This is a genomic window from Sinobaca sp. TMA16-18 (genome assembly GCF_059510535.1).
Genome location: NZ_JCAKFM010000003.1, coordinates 1 through 19569 on the forward strand (window position 1 = coordinate 1; position 19569 = coordinate 19569).

Consider the following 19569-nt stretch of genomic DNA (forward strand, 5'->3'; position numbering starts at 1 on the left):
CTCTACCTCGCCAAACGGGCGGCTTAGAGGACGATTTTCTTCGGGGAAATCGAAAAAAAACGTGGATCGAACGATCCACGAAAAAAAACAACCTTGTTTCTTTCATTTCTCAACAACCTGAAAAAAATCCCGGCATGCATAGCTGCCGGGATTTTTTTGTTTTTGTTAAGCAATTTCCTCCTGCTGCTGGCTATCCCGTCTCGCCACTCTTTTAATGTCCTTTTTAATAAAAAGGGCCATTACAAGAGCTACAGCCATCAGTGCGGCAAAGAGGTAAAATACGGGAATGTAACTTCCGGACTGTTCTCTGATTTGGTTTACAATCTGCGGTCCGAGTAAACCTCCCATAGACCAGGTCGTCAGAAGGTATCCATGAATCTGCCCAAGCTGCTTTGTTCCAAATAAGTCGCCGATAAAGGCAGGAAGATTTGAAAACCCTCCACCGTAACAGCTGACTACCAGGAAAATAAAGGCCTGGAATATTAATACGTTGGTTATATTAGGAAACAATATAAAGGCAGTAACCTGGAGGACGAAGAAAATCAAAAATACGTTCGGCCTTCCAAGATAATCCGAAGCCGCCGCCCAGACAAGCCTGCCCCCGCCGTTAAATACCCCCATAATACCAACCATGGTTGCAGCCGCTGCTGCGGATAATCCGACCACTTCCTGTGACATAGGGGATGCCACGGATATAATCATAATTCCTGCCGTTGTATTAACGAGCATCATCGTCCACAGCATCCAAAACCGTCTCGTTCTTACAGCTTCTTTAGCATTTAACTGCTGCAGATCACGCTTGACTACTTTTTTGCCGGAAGCAATATCTTTTTTCATTTTTGCCGGCATCCAGTCTTTCGGAGGCGGTGCAATGTAGGAGGCTCCCGCAAGCATTAATACGAAGTAGCTGAAACCAAGAATATAAAACGTCATTTGAACGCCGACTGTATTCATCAGGCTTGCTGCAACTGGTGCGGTAATGAGTGCCCCGGCACCAAAACCCATAACAGCCATCCCGGTAGCCATTCCGCGGCGGTCGGGAAACCATTTAATTAATGTAGATACAGGAGCAATATACCCGATACCCATTCCAAGACCACTGGCCAGTCCATACGTAAGAATGAACATTACCGGCTGATCAAGCGCAACGGAAAGCCCGGCACCTGCCTGTCCTAATCCGAATAGTACAGCAGCCAGTATAGCGGAGCGCCTGGGGCCGTTTTTTTCTACAAAAGGCCCGAAAAAAGCGGCAGCAATACCTGCGAGTACCATCATTAATGTAAAGGCGAGTGTAATTTCAGTTGTAGACCATCCCATTGTGTCTCTAATAGGGTTTGTGTAGACGCTGTATGCGTAAGCAGCGCCTATGGAAAGGTGAATTGCAATTGCTGATAAAGCGATTAACCATCTGTTTTTATTGGTCTGCATTCTTTTGACTTCCCTTCGTGTTGTATAATAGATGCAAAAACAACATATGTTTATAGTACAATTAACCGCTTACATAAATCAAACGAATATGAAAAATAAAATTATTATGAATATTCATACTTTTACTGCATGCCGGTTGTTAAAACCAGCATGTCCCTTTTTCAGGTATATTGCTGTGATTGGAAAAAAGGTCTTTTCTTTGCGCTTTTTTTATAGAGATAAAAAAAGCATCTCTCCCGGCCGGGAGAGATGCTTTTTGATTACCAGTTTTTCATTTCCTGGCGGAGTTTTTCCTGTTTTTCTTCTTCTTCCCTGAGTCGTGTTTCTTTATAGTCCAGCCTGATCGACTTCAACAAGGCAAGACTTGCGACCAGAAGCACAATCGAGAACGGCAGTGCCCCTATGAGCGAGGCCGTCTGCAGCCCTTCCAGACCAGCGCTGATGATCAGAATTGTTGCAACAGATGCAATCAGTGTACCCCAGACTACTTTTAAAACGATAGAGGGGTTCGTGTCTCCCTTGGAAGTCATCATGCCAAGAACAAATGTAGCAGAGTCGGCAGATGTAACAAGGAAGGTAAACAATAGACCAATCGACAGAACGGATAAAATACTGCCGAGAGGCAGATTTTCCAGCATGGCGAATAACGCATTGGTTACGTCATTTTCAACCGCCGTCGTGATATCTGTTCCCTGGAATAAATCCATGTTAATCGCTGTTCCGCCGAAAATACCGATCCATAAAATACCGATAGCCGGCGGGGCCACCATAACGCCGAATACGAATTCGCGCACGGTGCGTCCTTTGGATACCCGGGCCACGAACATACCGACAAAAGGAGACCAGGCAATAACCCAGGCCCAGTAATAAACCGGCCATTCCTGCACCCAGGTTCCTTCGTTGTAATGGTCAAGCCGCAGGCTCGCCTGGAAGAAATTCTGAATATAGTCTCCGACACCGGTCGTAATCGTGTTTAATATAAAGCCGGTCGGTCCAATCAATAAAACTGAAACCATTAAAATTAGAGCTAATCCTAAATTCACATTACTTAAGTATTTAATTCCACGGTCGAGACCGGAAACCGTCGATACCATGAAAAAGGCAAACATTGCTATGACGATCCATATCTGTGTTGCATTTCCTGCAGGAATACCAAATACATTATTAAGTCCCCCGCTGATCTGCAGCACACTCAATCCAAGTGTCGTAGCCACTCCCAGTACTGTAGCAATAACAGCAATAATGTCCACCGTGTTACGCAGTGGTTTTTTTCCTGTTTCACCAATAACGGAGTTCATCGTATCACTAATTAAGCTTCTTTCTTTTTGACGGTATAGAAAATAGGATATAGACAAACCAACAAAAGTAAAAGCAGCCCACTGGTGAATCCCGTTATTAAAAAAGGCATTCCACATAGCTTCTCTTGCGGCATCCGCCGTACGCGGTTCTGCATCGGTGCCAGGAGGCACTGTACCGAAGTGAGTCATTGGTTCTGCTACACCCCAGAATACAATACTTACACCGAATCCACAGCTGAACAGCATGGCAATCCATGTAAACATAGAATACTTGGGCCTGACATCGTCCCCGCCCAGCCTGATTTTTCCATACTTACTAAATGCCAAATAGAAATTAAATATAATTAAAAATAATACAAATACAAGATAAAACCATCCGAACGTATTGGATATGAAATTATATGTAACTGTAGCCTGAGATGCAAGCTGGCCTGGCGCTAAAAATCCCCAGATGGCAAAAGCCAGTACAATAATAAACGAGATCCAGAACACGCTGTTAAAACGCCACTTTTGTTCTTTCTTGTCCATTTCTTTTTCCCCCTTTACTATAGTTGGAACCAGCCCATGCCTATAAACGAAGGGAAGTATTTCTACTGGGATATGTATCATTTATAGCCACAATGCTGATTATCTTTCCTTCCCCTCTTTTCCCTGCTTTAAAACGTTATTAAATCAAGGCATCCCAGGGTCATCCATGAAAAAGCGCTTATTTTGAAAGACGCCTTTTCGGCGGTTCGACACGCTTTTTGGCCGGAGTATTGGATCATATTCAGCGAATGTGCAATTGTTTCAGATGAACATCATATCATACATTACGAAGCAGGTTAAATACCCAAACCACGATTAAGTACCGCTCATGGTTGATTATACATAAAAAATAAACATTTGCCTGCTTATTTTTGCAAAAAGAGGATATTGTTTCTTTTTAGTAAGTGGAAAACAGTCAAAATTTATTCAGCGTTTCGACAAAGTCGTTTATATGCTGAAGGGAGCTGATTGTCTCATTACAAGTATCGCTGTCCTGGCAGATGTAGTTCCCTCTGCTTGTATACGTTTCCCGGCTGCTTTTGACAACAGCCATAAACAGCCCTATTCTCGTATGCCCATGACAGATTGCGCATAGTCCTTTACGAGGCATTGGTTTAAACGAGCCGCTCCATCCGGTCGTACCGTGACGATGGGGAAACACAATATATTTACGCTCTGAGCGGACATCATTCCAGCCTAAGTAGGTCATCCGCTTCGCATCAGCTTTTACCAGTTCGGGCATTTTTAATTTTTTTGCTTTCGGAAAAAGGGCACGGATTTCGTTGTCTGTTATATCCGGAAACGGAATAACAAATTCCCTTCCTTCTGCAAGGTACAGCTCGGCCTGCAGGGATTCCCTCATAGCTGCCGCTCTTAAAATAAACTGCTTTTGTTCGTCAGTGAGCGGCGGCAGCATTTCCAGAACTTTTTCAACAGCACTTATCCGGGTTGCATCCAGCACCCCCTGATCCTGAGTGGCTCCATGTGCCTGCACAATAATTTTCACTTGACGCTTTAGAAAATTGTACTGGTCATTGCGCAGAAAAGGCTGTATACCTGTTTTGTTTGATTCAGCCATTCAGATCACTCCTTTGTATCCAAAAGTCTATAAACATTCAGGAAGATCAGCGTTTCTGCTTTTCTCCCGCTCCTCCCTATCATACGATACTTTATTCGTTACTTGAAGAGAGTTCTACTTCTCTATCATTTAAAGGCTGGACAGGACGGTGATTTTCTCCGAAGATGTTCTGAAATTGTTCAATTTGTTCGGAAGACATCGTGATAGGTTCCTCATAAATCATCCATTTTACCTGCTCCGAGCAGGGTGGTGTGGTCAGTGAACCATTGTAATGAAATGAATCAGCATCTTCAGGAAGCAGAGCCTGTATGTCGATTAAATTTTCCACAGGTATACTACTCTCTGTTTCTTCTTCAGGAAGCTTGTTCCAGACAGGCAGCAGTGTTTCGTTCTCGGCCCCTTCTTGTATCATAATACCAGCCACAGCAAGCTCTCCTTCTTCGTTTTCATGTACCAGATGCAGTTCCATCTCATAATATTCCCCGTTAAACTGATGTTCGCTTGGCGTATGAAAATGAAACTGCACGAGCTTATAGTCATCTTCTTCAATAGACAACACGTTCTCCGGCTTGGCTGCATGCACCATAAGAGTATGCCCGTCATTTGAAAGACTGAATTCTCCCGGTTGATAGGTCAACTCTACATTTTCCCGGGCAGAGGATTCAGTAACCTCAGAAAATTCCAGGTCAACTGGCGATTGTTCTGTGCCATCTGCGCACGTTTGATAGGAAGGATCAAGACTTCCCCAGTTTTCCGGTCCTGTATCTTCTTCATACGTCCATTCCTCTTCGTACTGTTCGTTCTGTTCTTCCTGTTCTTCTTGTTCATGCTGTTCTTCCGTCTCTTCCTGTTCTTCCGGCTCCTGCTCTGTCGTTTGTTCCTGGCATCCGCTCAGGCTCACTCCGATAAGGAGGCCTGCAAGCATTAATTGTTTGGTCATTGTTCCCCTCTTTTCCTAGTAATGGTGTGGATTCCTGATGTTTTCTATCTTATTCTAATAGATAGTAAAAAAGGCAGAATAACCCTATTTTATTGTAATTAGTGGAAACTGTGGACACAATATGCCAAATATAACAAAATGCATAAAAAGAGCCCCTCCTATTATAATAGGAAGAGCTTTGTTGATTTTGATTGCTGCTGTTACCTTCTTTTCGGAAGAGAAGGATCTTTGCGTACTGTTTTATAAAAGGAGATTCCCATTAGTAATATGACTACCGAGAAAGGGAGTGCAGCGATAATGAGTATATTCTGCAGTCCCTGTGTCCCTCCGAAATAGACTATTACAGCTGCTACTGCAGACATCGTAAGACCCCACATAATCTTTACTGCGTTCGGCGGATTAATGGAACCTCCCACCGTAAGCATTCCGAGTACGAACGTCGCCGAGTCGGCAGACGTAATAAAGAAAACGGCAATAACGACAATAGTGATAATCGACATTAAGAACCCAAGCGGATATTCCTGTAACACCGCAAAAGTTGCCGTTTCCAGTGAATAATCTGATATTGCAGCAATTCCGAGCTGCTCAATATTTATAGCTGAAACGCCGAATACTGCAAAAAAGATAAAGCAGACAACAGCTGGAACGAATAGAACGCCAAGCATGAATTCTTTAATGGTACGTCCCCGGGATATACGGGCAATAAAGATGCCGACAAACGGTGACCAGGAGATCCACCATGCCCAGTAGAAAATAGTCCAGGCATTAATCCAGGAGCGGTTGTCTTCATTTAAAGGTTCTAAATGAAAGCTCATGTCAAAGAAGTTGGAAATATACCCGCCCATTGTACTCGTAAACATGTTGAAAATATATAAGGTCGGCCCAACGATTAATAGAATCAAAAGAAGGATAAAAGCGAGAATCATATTAAAATTACTTAAATATTTGATTCCTTTGCTGACACCGGACCAGGCCGAAATGATAAATAATACCGTAGCCACCGCCAGAATAACCATCTGCATTGCAAAACTATTTGGTGTGCCAAACAAGAAAGATATTCCTTCGTTCATCTGTGCGGAGCCAAAACCAAGTGTGGAAGCGACACCTACGACCGTAGCGAATACAGCCAGTGTATCGATAAGCGTACCAGGCAGACCCCTCATTGCTTTTTCACCAAAAAGCGGTTCCAGCGTAGCACTTACGAGGCCGGGATATCCTTTGTGGAACTTAAAATAGGCAAGGACCAACGCTACGACTCCATAGACCGCCCAGGCGTGAATACCCCAGTGGAAAAAAGAATATTGAAGCGCTTCTTCAATCGCCTGGTCAGACCCGGGCTCAGCACCCGGCGTGCTGATAAAAGCATGGGAAATCGGCTCGGATGTTGTCCAGAACACCAGACCCATTCCCATGCCGGCGGAAAACAGCATCGCAAACCAGCTGAGAAGGCCAAATTCCGGTTTTTCATTGTCCTTTCCTAATCGTATGCGTCCAATTCTTGAAAAGATAAGATACACGCAGAAAACCAGCATAAACACGACGATGATAAGATAATACCAGCCAAATGCTGTCGAAAATGTCGTGGTCATGGTTGTGGTAACAGCCTCCAGCTGTTCCGGAGCAATACTTCCCCAAACTACCATAATGAGGCAGATTGAGATCGCAAGCCAAAATACTAACGTTGCATTCTTCACTTCTTCACCTCATATGTTCGAATTTTTTCTTATGTACAGCCTGTTTCTCATACCCTTTCTAATCAGATTCAAACAAAACACACAGCTTTGCTTCTCCAGTAGATTATTCTACCATACATTAGTATCGGAATTAATAAAGAATGGCGGTTGTCCAGTTTTCTTCTCTCTTAATACTCATTTTTATATGCGGTTTAAATCCTGTTTCAGCCGACAAAAATCTATTGTTATTTTAACGGTGGTTTTTTTGCGTTATAATGAATAGAATAAAAAAAGGAGTGCCTGAATATGAGTGAACTAGAATACAATGAAGTAGAAAAACGGGTGATTGAACAGTATCAGCAGGATGAGCGGATGATGATTCTTGTCTTTGCCCAATGGTGTGTTAATCAAGATCTTGATCCTGCTGAATTATATAAAAAAGCCTATCCTCTTCAATCTGAGAACGCTGCTCTGCGGGACGGTATCGCATTAACTGTATCCAAGGAAGAATCGGAGCCTATTGCTGATTCTACGCTGCTTAACGTTCTCAGCCTTTTTGGAAATGAAGACCTGTCGATAGTAGTATCAGAGTATATGCATAAAGGAAAATCCGAATGACTATTGTTACCCACGTCGGATTAACCGTTCCCGATCTTTCGGCTGCCGTCTCATGGTACTGCGATATTTTAGGCTTTCAGCTGCTGGCCGGGCCCTTTCATACCACTTTCTCTGAAGACGACAACAGCTCCAATTCCATGACTAAAGATCTGCTCGGTGAAGATATTACCGAAATGGAAAACGCCCACCTGCTGGCCGATAACCAGATTGGACTTGAGCTTTTTTCCTTTCCCAACGCTCCCAAAACGGAGCGTCCCCCTTTATGGCAGCCAGGCTTCTTTCATTTATGTATGACAGCCCAAGATGTACAGGCGATGGCAGATCACATTTCCTCCCATGGTGGAAAACAGCGCAGCAAAGTCTGGAATACATGGCCGGGTAAACCATATTATCTAGTGTACTGCGAAGATCCTTTTGGAAACATTATTGAAATCTACTCACACACGACCGAGCAGATGTATGCCAATAAGGAATAAAACATCCTCCCTCTTGTTATTAGAGGGAGGATGTTATTTTACGTATGTTCACTATGGCTTAGTGCCTGATTCAGCAGCTCAATTACGTGGCTGTCATCGCAGCTGTAGTAAAGCTGATTACCGCTGCGTCTGTATTTCACGAGCTTCATCTGCCGTAGCGTCCGGAGCTGGTGGGAAACGGCCGATTGATTCATCTGCAGAATATCGGCAATATGGTTCACCGGACATTCTTCTTCAGCCAGAAGATGCAGGATTTTTATCCGGGTCGGATCGGCGAGCGCTTTAAATAAATGATACGTATCCTGGGCATGCTGTTCTGACAGGCGCTGATGGGCTTCCTTTTTCATGTACGACACTCCTTTCTATACGTGGGAATGCTCAAGATGGCTTAAATCCTCATATTCTATTTGTATCGTGCTGTGCTTAATACCGAGATTCTCGTAAATCCAGCGGTTTGCTTCTACAAGCACTTCCTGGCCTTTTGCATGGTACTGTTCTTCCACCACAAGGTGACAGGTAAAGCTGTACAGGCCGGATGTAATGGTCCAGACGTGCAGGTCATGTACAGCTGCCACCCCGGAAAGGTTTTCAAGTTCTGCTTTAACTTTCCCACAGTCTACGTGGGCCGGGGCCCCTTCCACAAGAATATGAATGCTTTCTTTGCAGAGGTTCCAGCCGGCGATGCCGATTAGTACAGCGATGCCTGCACTTAAAATCAGGTCCATCGCATACCAGTTAAAAAAGTAAATACTCAGTCCTGCAATAATAGCCCCTACTGATCCAAGGGTGTCCCCGATAACATGAAAGAAAGCTCCTTTCATATTCAGATTTTCTTTTATTTCTCCCCCGGATAGGATATACAAACAAAGTATGTTAGCCAATAATCCTACGACGGCAATTATTATCATCGGCCCTCCCAGAATCCCCTCGTTTGTGCCGACACGCTGGACCGCCTCTGATACGATAAACAAGGAAATAACGAGCAGGGCCGCTCCGTTAAATAAAGCCGCCAGGATTTCATAGCGGTGGTTTCCAAACGTTTTTTTATTCGTTACCGTTTTGCCTGCTGCAATCATCGCCGCCAGACTGATAAACAAATTAAAAAAGTCGCTGAACATATGCCCCGCATCGGCCAGAAGGGCCAGGCTTCCTGTCCATAACCCGCCTATTAATTCTACGACCATCCAGCTTCCAATAACAATCAACGCGAGTATGAGTCGTTTCTTATTTACATTATTTCCGTGAGAATGGCTGTGGGAATGTCCATAATGCTGTGCTCCCATATTCAAAACCACCTTATCTATATGTCTATATACTCATATTTTATCATCCTTATCATATTTGTAAACAAAAAGAAAACCCCGCTTACTCAGCGGAGTTTTCTTTTTCGGTATTGAACCGGATCGATTGTCCAGGGGTCTGAACAATTAACTTCTTCTTTAAAAGCCGTCCTACTGCTCGTTTAAACGCGGCTTTACTGATGCCGAACGCGTCGTAGATATCGTCCGGCCCGCTCTTGTCTGTAAAAGGCATTTCGCCGCCGTTTCTTGTCAGGTAGATAAGAATAGCTTCTGCATCACGGTCCATCCCTTCTACTTTCATAGGACGCAGGCTGACGTTAATCGTGCCGTCTTCTTTCAGGCCGATCACCCGGCACTCTGCTTTTTCACCAAGCCGGAGTTCACGTTCGCTTTCGCTGTGATGAAGAAAAGCACGGTACCTTTCTTCGGTCCATAAAAATGATCCTACTTTGGACGCCCGGTATACGTGCCCTTTTACAGATTGGTTTTGAATATCCTCCGGTGCTTCTTCAGAAGAATCCATAATCACATCTTCATCCGCCGGGACCGCAAACAAACGTCCTCTTGGATCCTGGTGAAGTTTTACAAACAGCTTATCCCCTCGCTTGGGCCATACTTCCTGCATCAGCGGAAGGTTATCTTTGGATACAAGCATGTCTTTTTTGAGGCCGATATGAACAAACACTCCTAATTTGGGAATAATGTCAGCGACTGTACCCCATCCATAAGAAGAAACGGTAACCTGCGGAAGGTAGCTTGTCGCTAAATAACTGCCTTCTTTGTTTTGATAAAGAAACACTTCCGCCTCTTCTCCTACTTCTGTGTCTTCTTCTGCATCCACGTATGGCATAAAGATTTGGTGTTTTCCTCTTTCCAGTACAAACCCCTGGTTTTCTTCTCCAATTACATCACAGAATTGTACAGATCCTAATTCTCTCATTTTATCTACTTCCCATCATTAATTGTTCTATTGAAATATTTATTCCAAGTCGTGCCAGTGTTTCTTCAGCTGTTGTTCCGTCAGCCTGCCATTGGGCGTTTTCCAGTGGAAGTGATACCGGTGCATTGCAGCGTATTGCTGCCAGCGCTCTCGACAGGTGCATCATATCCAGTTCTGCTTCAATTTTTTTCCGCTGTCCTGCCGGAAGGTGCTCCAGGTTTTCCAGTACTCCTTCTATCGTTTCATACTCCTGAATTAATTTTAATGCCGTTTTTTCCCCAATACCTTTTACGCCGGGGTAATTATCGCTCGTATCGCCCATCAATGCTTTAATATCGACCAGCTGATGGGGATGACAGCCTTTTAGTTCCTTTACCGTCTTTTCATCATATACCTGATAATTCCCCTGACCTTTTTTCATAATAACGACACGGACTTTCTCGTTGGCCAGCTGAAGCATATCCTGGTCGCCGGTAAGAATATAAACTTCTGCGTCCTCTGCGTAAGAAACCGCAAGCGTACCCAGGCAGTCATCCGCTTCGTAGTTTACGGCATCTATACTTGGAATCCCAAATCCGTCCGTTATTTCCCGTGCCATTGCAAATTGGGGAACCATCTGTTCTTCCGGTGCAGACCGGTTTCCTTTGTAGGCTGGAAATAGTTCTGTCCGAAACGTCCGGCTTCCAAGGTCCCAGCAGCATACGATATGGGTTGGATTAAAGGACTCTACTGCTTTTATCATATGCTTGGTAAATCCATGAACCCCGTTTGTCGGAATTCCTTCTTTATTATACATGTAATTGCCATGGACAGCTGTAGCAAAATACCCTCTAAAAAGAAGAGCCATTCCGTCTACGAGAAGTACTTTTTTCTCTTTCATTTCTATTGCTGCTCCTTTCTACTTTACAAAGTGTTACGACCATAAACGCTTAGGTTCTATGACCGGCCAGAATATTTTCTTAACCGTATTGGTTGATAAAATAAATGTATAGACTGCGGCAGCGGCAATATAGAGCATAACCTCTAAGTTACCGTTAAATATAGTATAAAAATCCGTTGTGCGCAGGTAGCGTAGAAGAAAGCCGTGCAGTAAATACACATACATTGTATTCAATGCCAACGCTGAATAGGCGGTCGGATGGGATGGAACGAGCGCCAGAAAACAAAGGCTCATAAAAATAGTGACGGCATATAACCCAAGCCGCACAGCCATGCCTGCCGCAGCGCCAGTCCCAAGGGACTCATAGGATTCACTTCCATAAAACCATTCAAACATAATACTGTCTGCAAAAGGATATAAAAGAACGGCAGCTCCTGCAAACACGATAATACCTATTTTTGGCTTAATGATTGCTCTAACCTGGTTCATCCAGCTTTTCTTCATAAAATAACCGAGTAAAAAGAAGGGGAAAAACACAAGCGTTCTGGAAATACTCAGCACCGGCTCGATGTCCCAGACGCCGGCAAGCATGCCAAGCAGCACGGCTGGAATCAGCAGATAAATACTGTATTTAAAAAACACCATTAATAAGTAAAAAGTAAACAGGCTTAATAAAAACCAAAGACTCCAGAGCGGCTCAAGCAGAGGATACACAAGCTCCCTGTCTTCAATAAAATAGTAGAATACCGCATAAATACCCTGAAAAATCATATAAGGCAGCAGAATCGTCTGAACAGGTTTCCAAAACTGCCTGCGGTCAATTGCCTTTTTTGCAAAATATCCGGCAATTAAAAAGAACAGCGGCATATGAAAAGAGTAGATAATCAAGTAGAGTGTACGAACCCCTGTATGTTCCCCAATATATGGAACTACAGCATGCCCCATGACTACTAATACAATAAGAAGAAATTTAGCGTTATCAAAAAAATAATCCCTTGCTCCTGTTTTTTCGGCCACGTTCTTCACCTCGACAGTATTTTGCGTTTCGGATCATAAGCTGTCGTTTCTCTGGTACTTTTCGTTACCTTGTTCACTCTATTTTTTTTTGAATGTTTTTAACGGTTTGGTTTTATTACCGAGCCACCCTTTCCGGCGCAGCCAGAAGTAAATAACAAGCGTGAAAATCAGAATGATCAGCCAGGCAAATCCGTAGCCAAAAGGCATCGAAAGTTCCGGCATCGTCTCAAAATTCATGCCCCATAACGCCCCCAGCACAATAACCGGTGTCGTCATTACAGTAAAAATCGTCAATGCATTGATAATTTCGTTGGCACGGTAGGAAAATAAGTTCATGTTTAAATCCAGAAGAGTGCCGATCTGATTATCATAATGATTCAACAGAGTCATTACCCGTTCCAGGCGTATGTTTGTCCGTTTATAAATCGTCGTATTTATTAACTCATCGAGCAGAGCTTCTTTTAAAGCTACCACGGTTTCTTCAATCGGGATCGCTACAAGCTTTAGAAACAGCAGCTCTTCCCGTCTTTCAAAAATATCTGCAAGAATGGCCTTACTGCTAACAGCGTGGGCTTTCTCCTCCAAATGACTGATTTTTTCCTCGTAATCATCAATACCATTTAACAAATCCCCAAGCATCTCCTGAATAATACATAGAAATGCTTCAAATCCGTTGGAAGCCGCGGGCATAGAATCCATTAAAGAAGCTTTCTGCTTTTCATCCAGAAATGTTTTCCAAGTACCGGACGTAAATAGATCTTTTTTTCGAATGGAAAAATAAAACAACTGGTCTGCATTGACCGCTGACACGTCGTGAAGCATACCATTTATAACGGGTTCACGCGATGTTTTATCATAAATAATTTCTATGTTATTTGCTGCTAGCTGCTGTGCTTTCTTCCACCACATTTCAATAGAAGATGACTGGTCTCCGGTATTCATTGTATCGGGGTCTATTTCCACCCATGACCACTGCCTGTTCTCCAATATAACGGTATACCTTTCGCTCATGTCGTTTCATACTCTCCCTTCTCTCCACTCGTACCGCCTGCTTTCTTTTTATTATAACAGGCAGACAAACCTTTCTCCTTCTTCTATCGTATGATTGTTTAAAATGAAGAAAGAACGGAAACGTGAAAGAAAAAGGGTGTGATGCAATGAGACTGGTGTATATTTCTGATATTCATGGACAGTATTCGGCCTTAGCCGCATTATTAGAAAAAGTAAAGCCGGCATCTGATGATGTACTCATCTTTTTAGGAGATTATGTGGATCGCGGCCCTGATTCCAGAAAAGTTATTGACCTTTTGCTTCAGATAAAAAACGATCCCGGTATTCACGCTTATTTTCTGATGGGAAACCACGAAAGTATGATGATAGAAGCGCTCCAGCATCCAGACGATCAGACCGCCGTCAGCATCTGGCTGCAGAACGGCGGCAGGGAAACGCTGTTAAGTTACATGAATAAAGACCACTCCCTCCCGTATGAGGAAGCGGCCTCACTTTTTAAAAATGAATACCCCGGCCACTACAATTTTATTCAGCATTTATCAATACATCACGAAACCGAAGATCATATTGCTGTTCATGCCGGTGTAAACCCGGGACATGCTAGTTGGAAAGAAACATCCATTCACGATTTCCTGTGGATTAGAGACGCTTTCCATTACGCAGACATTCTTAATACGAACGGCAAAAAAGTGATCTTCGGCCATACGCCTACACTGCGTTTTCAAGAACATGCCGGTGTATGGTTTCAATCCGACAAAATAGGAATCGATGGAGGAGCCGGGTTTAAAAAGCAGCTGAATGCGCTCATTTATGAAGACGGTGCTTATCAGACTGTGCATGAGAAAATTACTTAGCGCTTTCCATATGCTTGGACAAAGCGATAATCATAGCCCCCATCCGCTCATTCTCCGGTGCCACTATGTTCTCAACACCTTCTTCATGAAGCGCTTCTGTAGTTACCTTTCCTACAGATACCGAGGTGGTCTGCTCTGTTAAAATAGAACGGATCTCATCCGCACACTGATTTTTTTCCGCGAATCGAAACAAGGAATGCACCTGTATCGCCGTAGTAAAACAAAGTGCCTGGTAGGTACCGCTTTTTAATTCATTGCACAACAGCTGGACCGTATCACGGTCCGGCTCTACGTGCTGGTATGGGAGCACTTCGAGAATACGTTCCACGCCTTTGTTCTGCAGAAATTGAAAAAGGACGGGCGAGCTTACACCGTGAAGTTGTACCATTACTTTTTTACCTGCCATATCTGTCTCGTCCAGCCCGCGCATCAGCCCTTTGGTTGTTCCATCATCATCACGTACAACAGGCGTTATACCAAGCTCCTTCATGGCGTTGTATGTTTTGTACCCTCTTACTGCGACCTCAGCCGCTTTCAGCAAATTCACGAACATTTCTTTTTTTCCCATCTGCCCGGCTGTGTCCATCATTGACTTCACACCGATACCTGTCGTGAATATGTACCAGTCGGGAGCTGCTGCGAGAACTTCTTCAATGGAAGGTTTTAATGCATCCCCTGCAGGAAAAACCGTTCCCTGCAGCGATCTTACAGTTCCTGTACCACCCTGCCGTTCAATAATTTCAATCATCTCATCCGTTTTTCTGGATGCTGCAACCGCTACGTGTTTATTTGTCAGACCTTTCGCCATCTTGTTATTCTCCTTTTCTACTTTCCAATCTTCTTCTTAATAATAGATTGTACATGATTTTTATTATCCCAGCCAACTGATATTTCATTCATATTATAGTTTGTGAAATTATATTTTCGGACGGGTTAATCTTGTTATTTTGCCTTCTCTCCCTATTTCCCCTATAATAAACTAGTTAAAGAGGTCTTTTCCTTATTTACGGAAATGCATCGAAGTTTCTGTGAATAAGTGTTATCATAGTAAAGATAAAAACTGTAAAGATAAAAACTAAATGTAAGGATGTATGTAAATGATTACTTGCCAAAATATTGGCCTGCGTTATGGTGACAAGAAACTATTTGAAGATGTAAACATTAAATTCACGTCCGGCAACTGTTATGGCCTGATTGGGGCAAATGGCGCCGGAAAGTCGACATTCCTGAAAATTCTTTCCGGAGAAATTGAATCCCAGTCTGGTCACGTTCATATGGAAAAAGGCCAGCGCCTTGCCGTATTGAAACAGGATCACTTTGCTTACGAGGACCATCAGGTGATGGACGTTGTTATTATGGGCCACGAACGCCTCTATTCTGTCATGAAAGAAAAAGATGCGATCTATATGAAACCGGACTTCTCCGACGAAGACGGTATGAAAGCAGCTGAACTCGAAGGCGAATTTGCAGAAATGAACGGTTATGAAGCAGAAACAGAAGCGAGCCAGCTTCTGCGCGGATTGGGTCTGCCGGATTCATTCCACTTTAAGAACATGAGTGAGCTTACAGGTTCAGAGAAAGTGAAAGTTCTGCTTGCTCAAGTACTATTTGGTTCCCCGGACGTCCTTCTAATGGATGAGCCGACCAACCACCTCGATGTTCATGCTAAACAGTGGCTGGAAGAATTTCTGATTCAATTCGAAAATACAGTACTGGTCGTTTCCCACGACCGTCATTTTCTGAATAAAGTCTGTACCCACATTGCCGACCTCGATTTTGGGAAAATTGAGCTTTACGTCGGAAATTACGACTTCTGGTATGAGTCCAGTCAGCTTGCCCAGCGCATGGCGAAAGATTCCAACCGCAAGAAAGAAGAACAGGTAAAAGAATTAAAAGACTTTATCGCCCGATTTAGTGCAAACGCATCGAAATCAAAACAGGCCACGTCCCGTAAGAAAACGCTGGAGAAAATTAGTATAGAAGATATTAAGCCTTCTTCCAGACGCTATCCTTACGTGCACTTTAAACCGGAACGTGAACTTGGAAATGACCTCCTGGTCGTTGAGAACTTGACTAAGTCCATTGACGGCGTGAAAGTCATCGACAACTTAAGCTTTCGTTTAAACAGCAAAGACAAAGTAGCGTTTATTGGCAGCAAAGAAATTGCAAAAACAACGCTGTTTAAAATTCTTGCCGGTGAAATGGAGCCGGACAGCGGAACGTTTAAGTGGGGACTAACCACGTCTACTTCTTATTTCCCGATTGACAACTCCGACTACTTTGAAGGGGTCGACTTAAACCTCGTGGACTGGCTGCGCCAGTATTCGCCAAATGAGCAGACGGAAACCTTTATCCGCGGCTTCCTTGGCCGTATGCTTTTCTCAGGCGAAGAAGTATTTAAAACAGCAGATGTCCTTTCCGGTGGCGAAAAAGTCCGCTGCATGCTCTCTAAGATGATGCTTGCAGAATCAAACGTGCTGATCATGGATGAGCCGACCAACCACCTGGACTTGGAATCCATCACGTCTTTAAACAACGCATTAATTGATTTTGACGGTTCTCTATTGTTTACTTCCCATGACCACGAATTTATCCAGACGATTGCCAACCGTATTATTGAATTTACGGACAACGGCTTCATCGACAAAGAAATGAGTTACGACGAGTATATTGTAGAACAGAACAGTCAGAAAAAAACAGCTTCCAAATAATAGACAAAAAAGCGTTCCTTCATAGTCGAAGGAACGCTTTTTTTAGATTGTAAGGTAATCCTTCTAGTTTTATAACCCATTGTCTTCTAAAAATCCGGTAATCGTTTCTGCCTCCACCGCAATCCCAACTGGTTCATCGGACGCTGTTCCCCTCGCAAAAACAATGCCTTCCACTTCCCCGGCTTCGTTTAAAACCGGACTTCCACTGCTGCCATTAAACACCGATGCCGAGATAATCATCCGCTCTCCTTCGGTGTTTCCCGGTTCAACAATCTCTCCGCTGCTTGCAACCCACGTAAGCCGAAGCGGATTACCGATAACATAAATCGATTCTCCTGATTCAGCCGAAGCTTCCTTTACAGCAAGTCCTGGAATCGCTGGCTCTTCCACCTGCAGAAGAGCCAGATCGTTTTCTTCATCAGCCGCCACTAACGAAGCTTCCTGCCACTCCCCGTCTTCGGTGTATATTCCTATCTGTTCTACTCCTTCAATCACGTGCTGATTGGTTAAAAGGTAGCCTTCTTGCTCGAGAGCAAAGCCCGTACCTCTTTTTTCCTCGCCATCCGCCTGTCCCTGAACCGTTACAATCGAATCTCTCCAGCTTTCTACCTCCTCATCCTGGAAAATTGCATTGGATTCATGCAGCAGCCGCAGCGAGTCCAGACGAAACCCATCAAACAGAAGGTAACTCGATTGAAACACAAGTACCATCGCAATACCGATGGCCACTATTCTCACCCCGGCTTTTTTGCCATTTTTCCGCTTGTGTTTTTTAGGAGGCTCCGGTTCCTCTTCCAAAAAATCCTCGAGCTCTGGATGTTCATACTTTTCGTCGTACAGTTCTTCTATACTGTCTTTTTTCTTATTTGTCATCAACGTTTCTCTCCTATGTAATAAGCTCTCTTCCGCCGATCCTGCTTCAGGCAATTGACAAAACAGGGAAAACTAGCTAGAATAAAGCCTAGTAAATTAATATGAATACTCATATTAAGAAAGGGCGATAGGTCATGAAACCACATTCTGTTCTTCCAGGCGCCGAGTCTTTTTACTACCCGGCTGGAAACAGCGCTGTTCTGCTCTGTCACGGTTTTTCCGGTACCCCGCAAAGCGTAAAAGATGTGGCCGCTGCATTTTATAAACACGGCTACTCTGTGTATGCGCCTCTTCTGAGCGGACATGGGACACATTTTACTGACCTGGACTACGTGACTGCAGCCAAATGGAAACGGGATGTAAAAGATGCGTTTGAATGGCTCGCTTCGAGGCATGAGCACGTATTTGTTATGGGGCAGTCCATGGGTGGTACCCTTGCTTCCTATTTAGCATCTATTGTTAAAGATGCGTCCGGCATGATTCTCATTAATGCTGCCATGGAGGTTCCCGGCTTAGCAGAAATGGCAGAAACAAGCACTGCCTCCTATATCGCAGAAGGAGAGCCGGACATTCATGACAGCTCGCAATACGAAATAGCCTACCGCCGTCTTCCCGTGCATGCGGTCCGGGAGCTGGTCAAGTTAACCGAAGCGGTCAAGCCGCTGCTGCCTTCCATTACAATGCCAGCTCTGCTGTTTAAATCGGCGGTTGATCATGTCGTTCCCCCTGAAAACACAACAGAAATTTATCATGCCATCCGCTCTCCGGATAAAACGTGTATTACGTTACCGCAATCTTACCACGTAGCAACGATGGACTATGATAAACAAATCATTATTGACCAGACGGTTTCTTTTATGAAGCGCATTCTTTCCCCGGATCATGCAGCAGTCCTCCGTGACTATGAGTAGAACCACGCAAAAGCGGGAACAGAGAAAAGAAAGGAGCGATCCATCCAAATGAACTCACCTATAAAAGCTATCGCCTTTGATGTGTATGGCACTCTATTTGATGTGCAGTCTATTTCTTCTACCTGTGAAGTATTTTTTCCGGGTGAAGGAGAAAGCGTCAGCCGCTTATGGAGAGAAAAACAGATCCAGTATACATTTCTCCGCCAGATTATGGGGCGATACGAACCATTTTCCAAAGTAACGATGGATGCTCTTCGTTTTGCTTCAGCAGCGCACGGCAGAAGATTGTCATCCCAGCAGGAACAGCAGCTCATGCAGGCGTATCAAACGCTCGACCTGTTTCCGGAAAGCCGCGAAACGCTGGAACATCTAAAGCAGGAAGGTAAGCAGCTTGTTGTTTTCAGCAACGGTTCTGATGATATGCTGCTTCCTCTTCTGCGTTATGCAGACATCAATCAATATTTGGATTTAGTACTCACTGTGGATGAAGTCATGCAGTATAAACCTTCTCCAGCTGCGTACACATTGATTTTAGATCATACCGAATGTAAAAGACAAGACATAGCGTTTTTATCCAGTAACGGCTGGGATATCAGCGGCGCCCAGTCTTTCGGTTTTCACACGGCCTGGATTAACCGCAGCGGCCAGCCCCAGGAAGAACTTGATGTTCCCCCTGACATTACCTACGACTCACTGGCGCCTCTAAAACAGTGGTTCTGATTCAATCTAAGGGGCGGGCGTCTCTCGCCTGTGCCAATTATGTTAAAAAAGACACGGAGTTTATCTCCGTGTCTTTTTTCTATGCTTCAGAAGAAACCGGCTCAAAATAAACTTTCTTAAATCCGGCCATTTTTTTGCTGTCGTCAATAATAAAGTAAAATTCTTCCGTTTCATTTTTCACATCGTACACACTGCCGGGTGTCAGTACACTATCCACTTTGTATTTGGCCGCATTGGCGTGAATACATTTAATTTGTTTACCGGTTTCTGCGGTTTCCCACGTCTTATGTATCATGCTGCACTCCCTCGTTT

Annotated in this window: 21 protein-coding genes; 7 read left to right on the plus strand and 14 right to left on the minus strand. The window is 44.0% G+C overall.

Annotated features, from left to right (window positions below):
* A partial coding sequence (locus AC5W14_RS06240) for a hypothetical protein (RefSeq protein WP_496193946.1) occupies positions 1-215 on the plus strand: 215 nt, incomplete at its 5' end.
* Here the strand turns inward: AC5W14_RS06240 and AC5W14_RS06245 are convergent.
* From AC5W14_RS06245 to AC5W14_RS06265, 5 genes are all read right to left on the minus strand, one after another.
* A complete protein-coding gene (locus tag AC5W14_RS06245) occupies positions 166-1428 on the minus strand; it encodes an L-lactate MFS transporter (RefSeq protein ID WP_496058482.1) in 1263 nt (420 codons plus the stop codon). The genes AC5W14_RS06240 and AC5W14_RS06245 overlap by 50 nt on opposite strands.
* A 260-nt stretch (positions 1429-1688) precedes the next feature.
* The gene (locus tag AC5W14_RS06250) at positions 1689-3254 is read right to left on the minus strand and encodes a BCCT family transporter (protein WP_496058483.1); all 1566 of its coding nucleotides are present in this window, start codon (positions 3252-3254) and stop codon (positions 1689-1691) included.
* A 415-nt stretch (positions 3255-3669) separates the two neighbouring features.
* Positions 3670-4332, minus strand: a complete 663-nt coding sequence (locus AC5W14_RS06255; protein WP_496058484.1) for a FusB/FusC family EF-G-binding protein — start codon at positions 4330-4332, stop codon at positions 3670-3672.
* Between the two features lie 91 nt (positions 4333-4423).
* Positions 4424-5272 carry a carbonic anhydrase gene (locus AC5W14_RS06260; RefSeq protein WP_496193947.1) on the minus strand — a complete coding sequence of 283 codons (849 nt, stop codon included), beginning with the start codon at positions 5270-5272 and terminating at the stop codon, positions 4424-4426.
* Between the two features lie 200 nt (positions 5273-5472).
* Complete coding sequence (locus tag AC5W14_RS06265) at positions 5473-6966, minus strand: BCCT family transporter (RefSeq protein WP_496058486.1); 1494 nt, start codon at positions 6964-6966, stop codon at positions 5473-5475.
* Between the two features lie 285 nt (positions 6967-7251).
* Between AC5W14_RS06265 and yxiS the strand changes: the two genes are divergently transcribed.
* Positions 7252-7563, plus strand: coding sequence for a protein YxiS (yxiS, locus tag AC5W14_RS06270; RefSeq protein ID WP_496193948.1), 312 nt, complete (start codon positions 7252-7254; stop codon positions 7561-7563).
* Positions 7560-8039: a VOC family protein gene (locus AC5W14_RS06275; protein WP_496058488.1), complete on the plus strand. Its 480-nt coding sequence runs from the start codon at positions 7560-7562 to the stop codon at positions 8037-8039. The genes yxiS and AC5W14_RS06275 overlap by 4 nt, the downstream gene beginning before the upstream one ends.
* Positions 8040-8077: 38 nt before the next feature.
* Here the strand turns inward: AC5W14_RS06275 and AC5W14_RS06280 are convergent, their stop codons facing one another.
* The 6 genes from AC5W14_RS06280 to AC5W14_RS06305 all read right to left on the minus strand — a co-directional run bounded on the left by AC5W14_RS06280 (position 8078) and on the right by AC5W14_RS06305 (position 13188).
* Entirely contained in the window at positions 8078-8386 is a 309-nt protein-coding gene (locus tag AC5W14_RS06280; protein WP_496058489.1) for an ArsR/SmtB family transcription factor, read from the minus strand.
* A gap of 15 nt (positions 8387-8401) precedes the next feature.
* Positions 8402-9322 carry a cation diffusion facilitator family transporter gene (locus tag AC5W14_RS06285; RefSeq protein ID WP_496193949.1) on the minus strand — a complete coding sequence of 307 codons (921 nt, stop codon included), beginning with the start codon at positions 9320-9322 and terminating at the stop codon, positions 8402-8404.
* Between the two features lie 82 nt (positions 9323-9404).
* Positions 9405-10280 (minus strand): CvfB family protein, encoded by an 876-nt coding sequence (locus AC5W14_RS06290; protein ID WP_496058491.1) that lies wholly within the window; start codon positions 10278-10280, stop codon positions 9405-9407.
* A gap of 1 nt (position 10281) precedes the next feature.
* The gene (locus AC5W14_RS06295) at positions 10282-11160 is read right to left on the minus strand and encodes a 5'-3' exonuclease (protein WP_496058492.1); all 879 of its coding nucleotides are present in this window, start codon (positions 11158-11160) and stop codon (positions 10282-10284) included.
* Between the two features lie 33 nt (positions 11161-11193).
* On the minus strand, positions 11194-12177 hold the full coding sequence (locus tag AC5W14_RS06300; protein WP_496058493.1) for an acyltransferase family protein: 984 nt from the start codon (positions 12175-12177) through the stop codon (positions 11194-11196).
* A 78-nt stretch (positions 12178-12255) separates the two neighbouring features.
* Positions 12256-13188: a CorA family divalent cation transporter gene (locus AC5W14_RS06305; RefSeq protein ID WP_496058494.1), complete on the minus strand. Its 933-nt coding sequence runs from the start codon at positions 13186-13188 to the stop codon at positions 12256-12258.
* 146 nt (positions 13189-13334) lie between these two features.
* Here AC5W14_RS06305 and AC5W14_RS06310 point away from each other — a divergent pair, with 146 nt between their 5' ends.
* Positions 13335-14042 (plus strand): metallophosphoesterase family protein, encoded by a 708-nt coding sequence (locus tag AC5W14_RS06310; protein WP_496193950.1) that lies wholly within the window; start codon positions 13335-13337, stop codon positions 14040-14042.
* Here AC5W14_RS06310 and AC5W14_RS06315 read toward each other — a convergent pair.
* Positions 14035-14850, minus strand: a complete 816-nt coding sequence (locus AC5W14_RS06315; protein WP_496193951.1) for a uroporphyrinogen-III synthase — start codon at positions 14848-14850, stop codon at positions 14035-14037. The genes AC5W14_RS06310 and AC5W14_RS06315 overlap by 8 nt on opposite strands.
* Before the next feature lie 289 nt (positions 14851-15139).
* Here AC5W14_RS06315 and AC5W14_RS06320 point away from each other — a divergent pair, with 289 nt between their 5' ends.
* On the plus strand, positions 15140-16753 hold the full coding sequence (locus tag AC5W14_RS06320; RefSeq protein WP_496058497.1) for an ABC-F family ATP-binding cassette domain-containing protein: 1614 nt from the start codon (positions 15140-15142) through the stop codon (positions 16751-16753).
* 69 nt (positions 16754-16822) lie between these two features.
* Here the strand turns inward: AC5W14_RS06320 and AC5W14_RS06325 are convergent, their stop codons facing one another.
* Positions 16823-17626, minus strand: coding sequence for a S1C family serine protease (locus AC5W14_RS06325; RefSeq protein ID WP_496058498.1), 804 nt, complete (start codon positions 17624-17626; stop codon positions 16823-16825).
* 134 nt (positions 17627-17760) lie between these two features.
* On the opposite strand from AC5W14_RS06325, the gene AC5W14_RS06330 reads away from it, so the two are divergent.
* Positions 17761-18537 carry an alpha/beta hydrolase gene (locus tag AC5W14_RS06330; RefSeq protein ID WP_496193952.1) on the plus strand — a complete coding sequence of 259 codons (777 nt, stop codon included), beginning with the start codon at positions 17761-17763 and terminating at the stop codon, positions 18535-18537.
* Between the two features lie 48 nt (positions 18538-18585).
* On the plus strand, positions 18586-19257 hold the full coding sequence (locus AC5W14_RS06335) for a haloacid dehalogenase type II (protein ID WP_496058500.1): 672 nt from the start codon (positions 18586-18588) through the stop codon (positions 19255-19257).
* A gap of 79 nt (positions 19258-19336) precedes the next feature.
* Here AC5W14_RS06335 and AC5W14_RS06340 read toward each other — a convergent pair whose 3' ends face one another.
* Positions 19337-19552: a DUF6501 family protein gene (locus AC5W14_RS06340; protein WP_496058501.1), complete on the minus strand. Its 216-nt coding sequence runs from the start codon at positions 19550-19552 to the stop codon at positions 19337-19339.
* Positions 19553-19569: the final 17 nt, after the last annotated feature.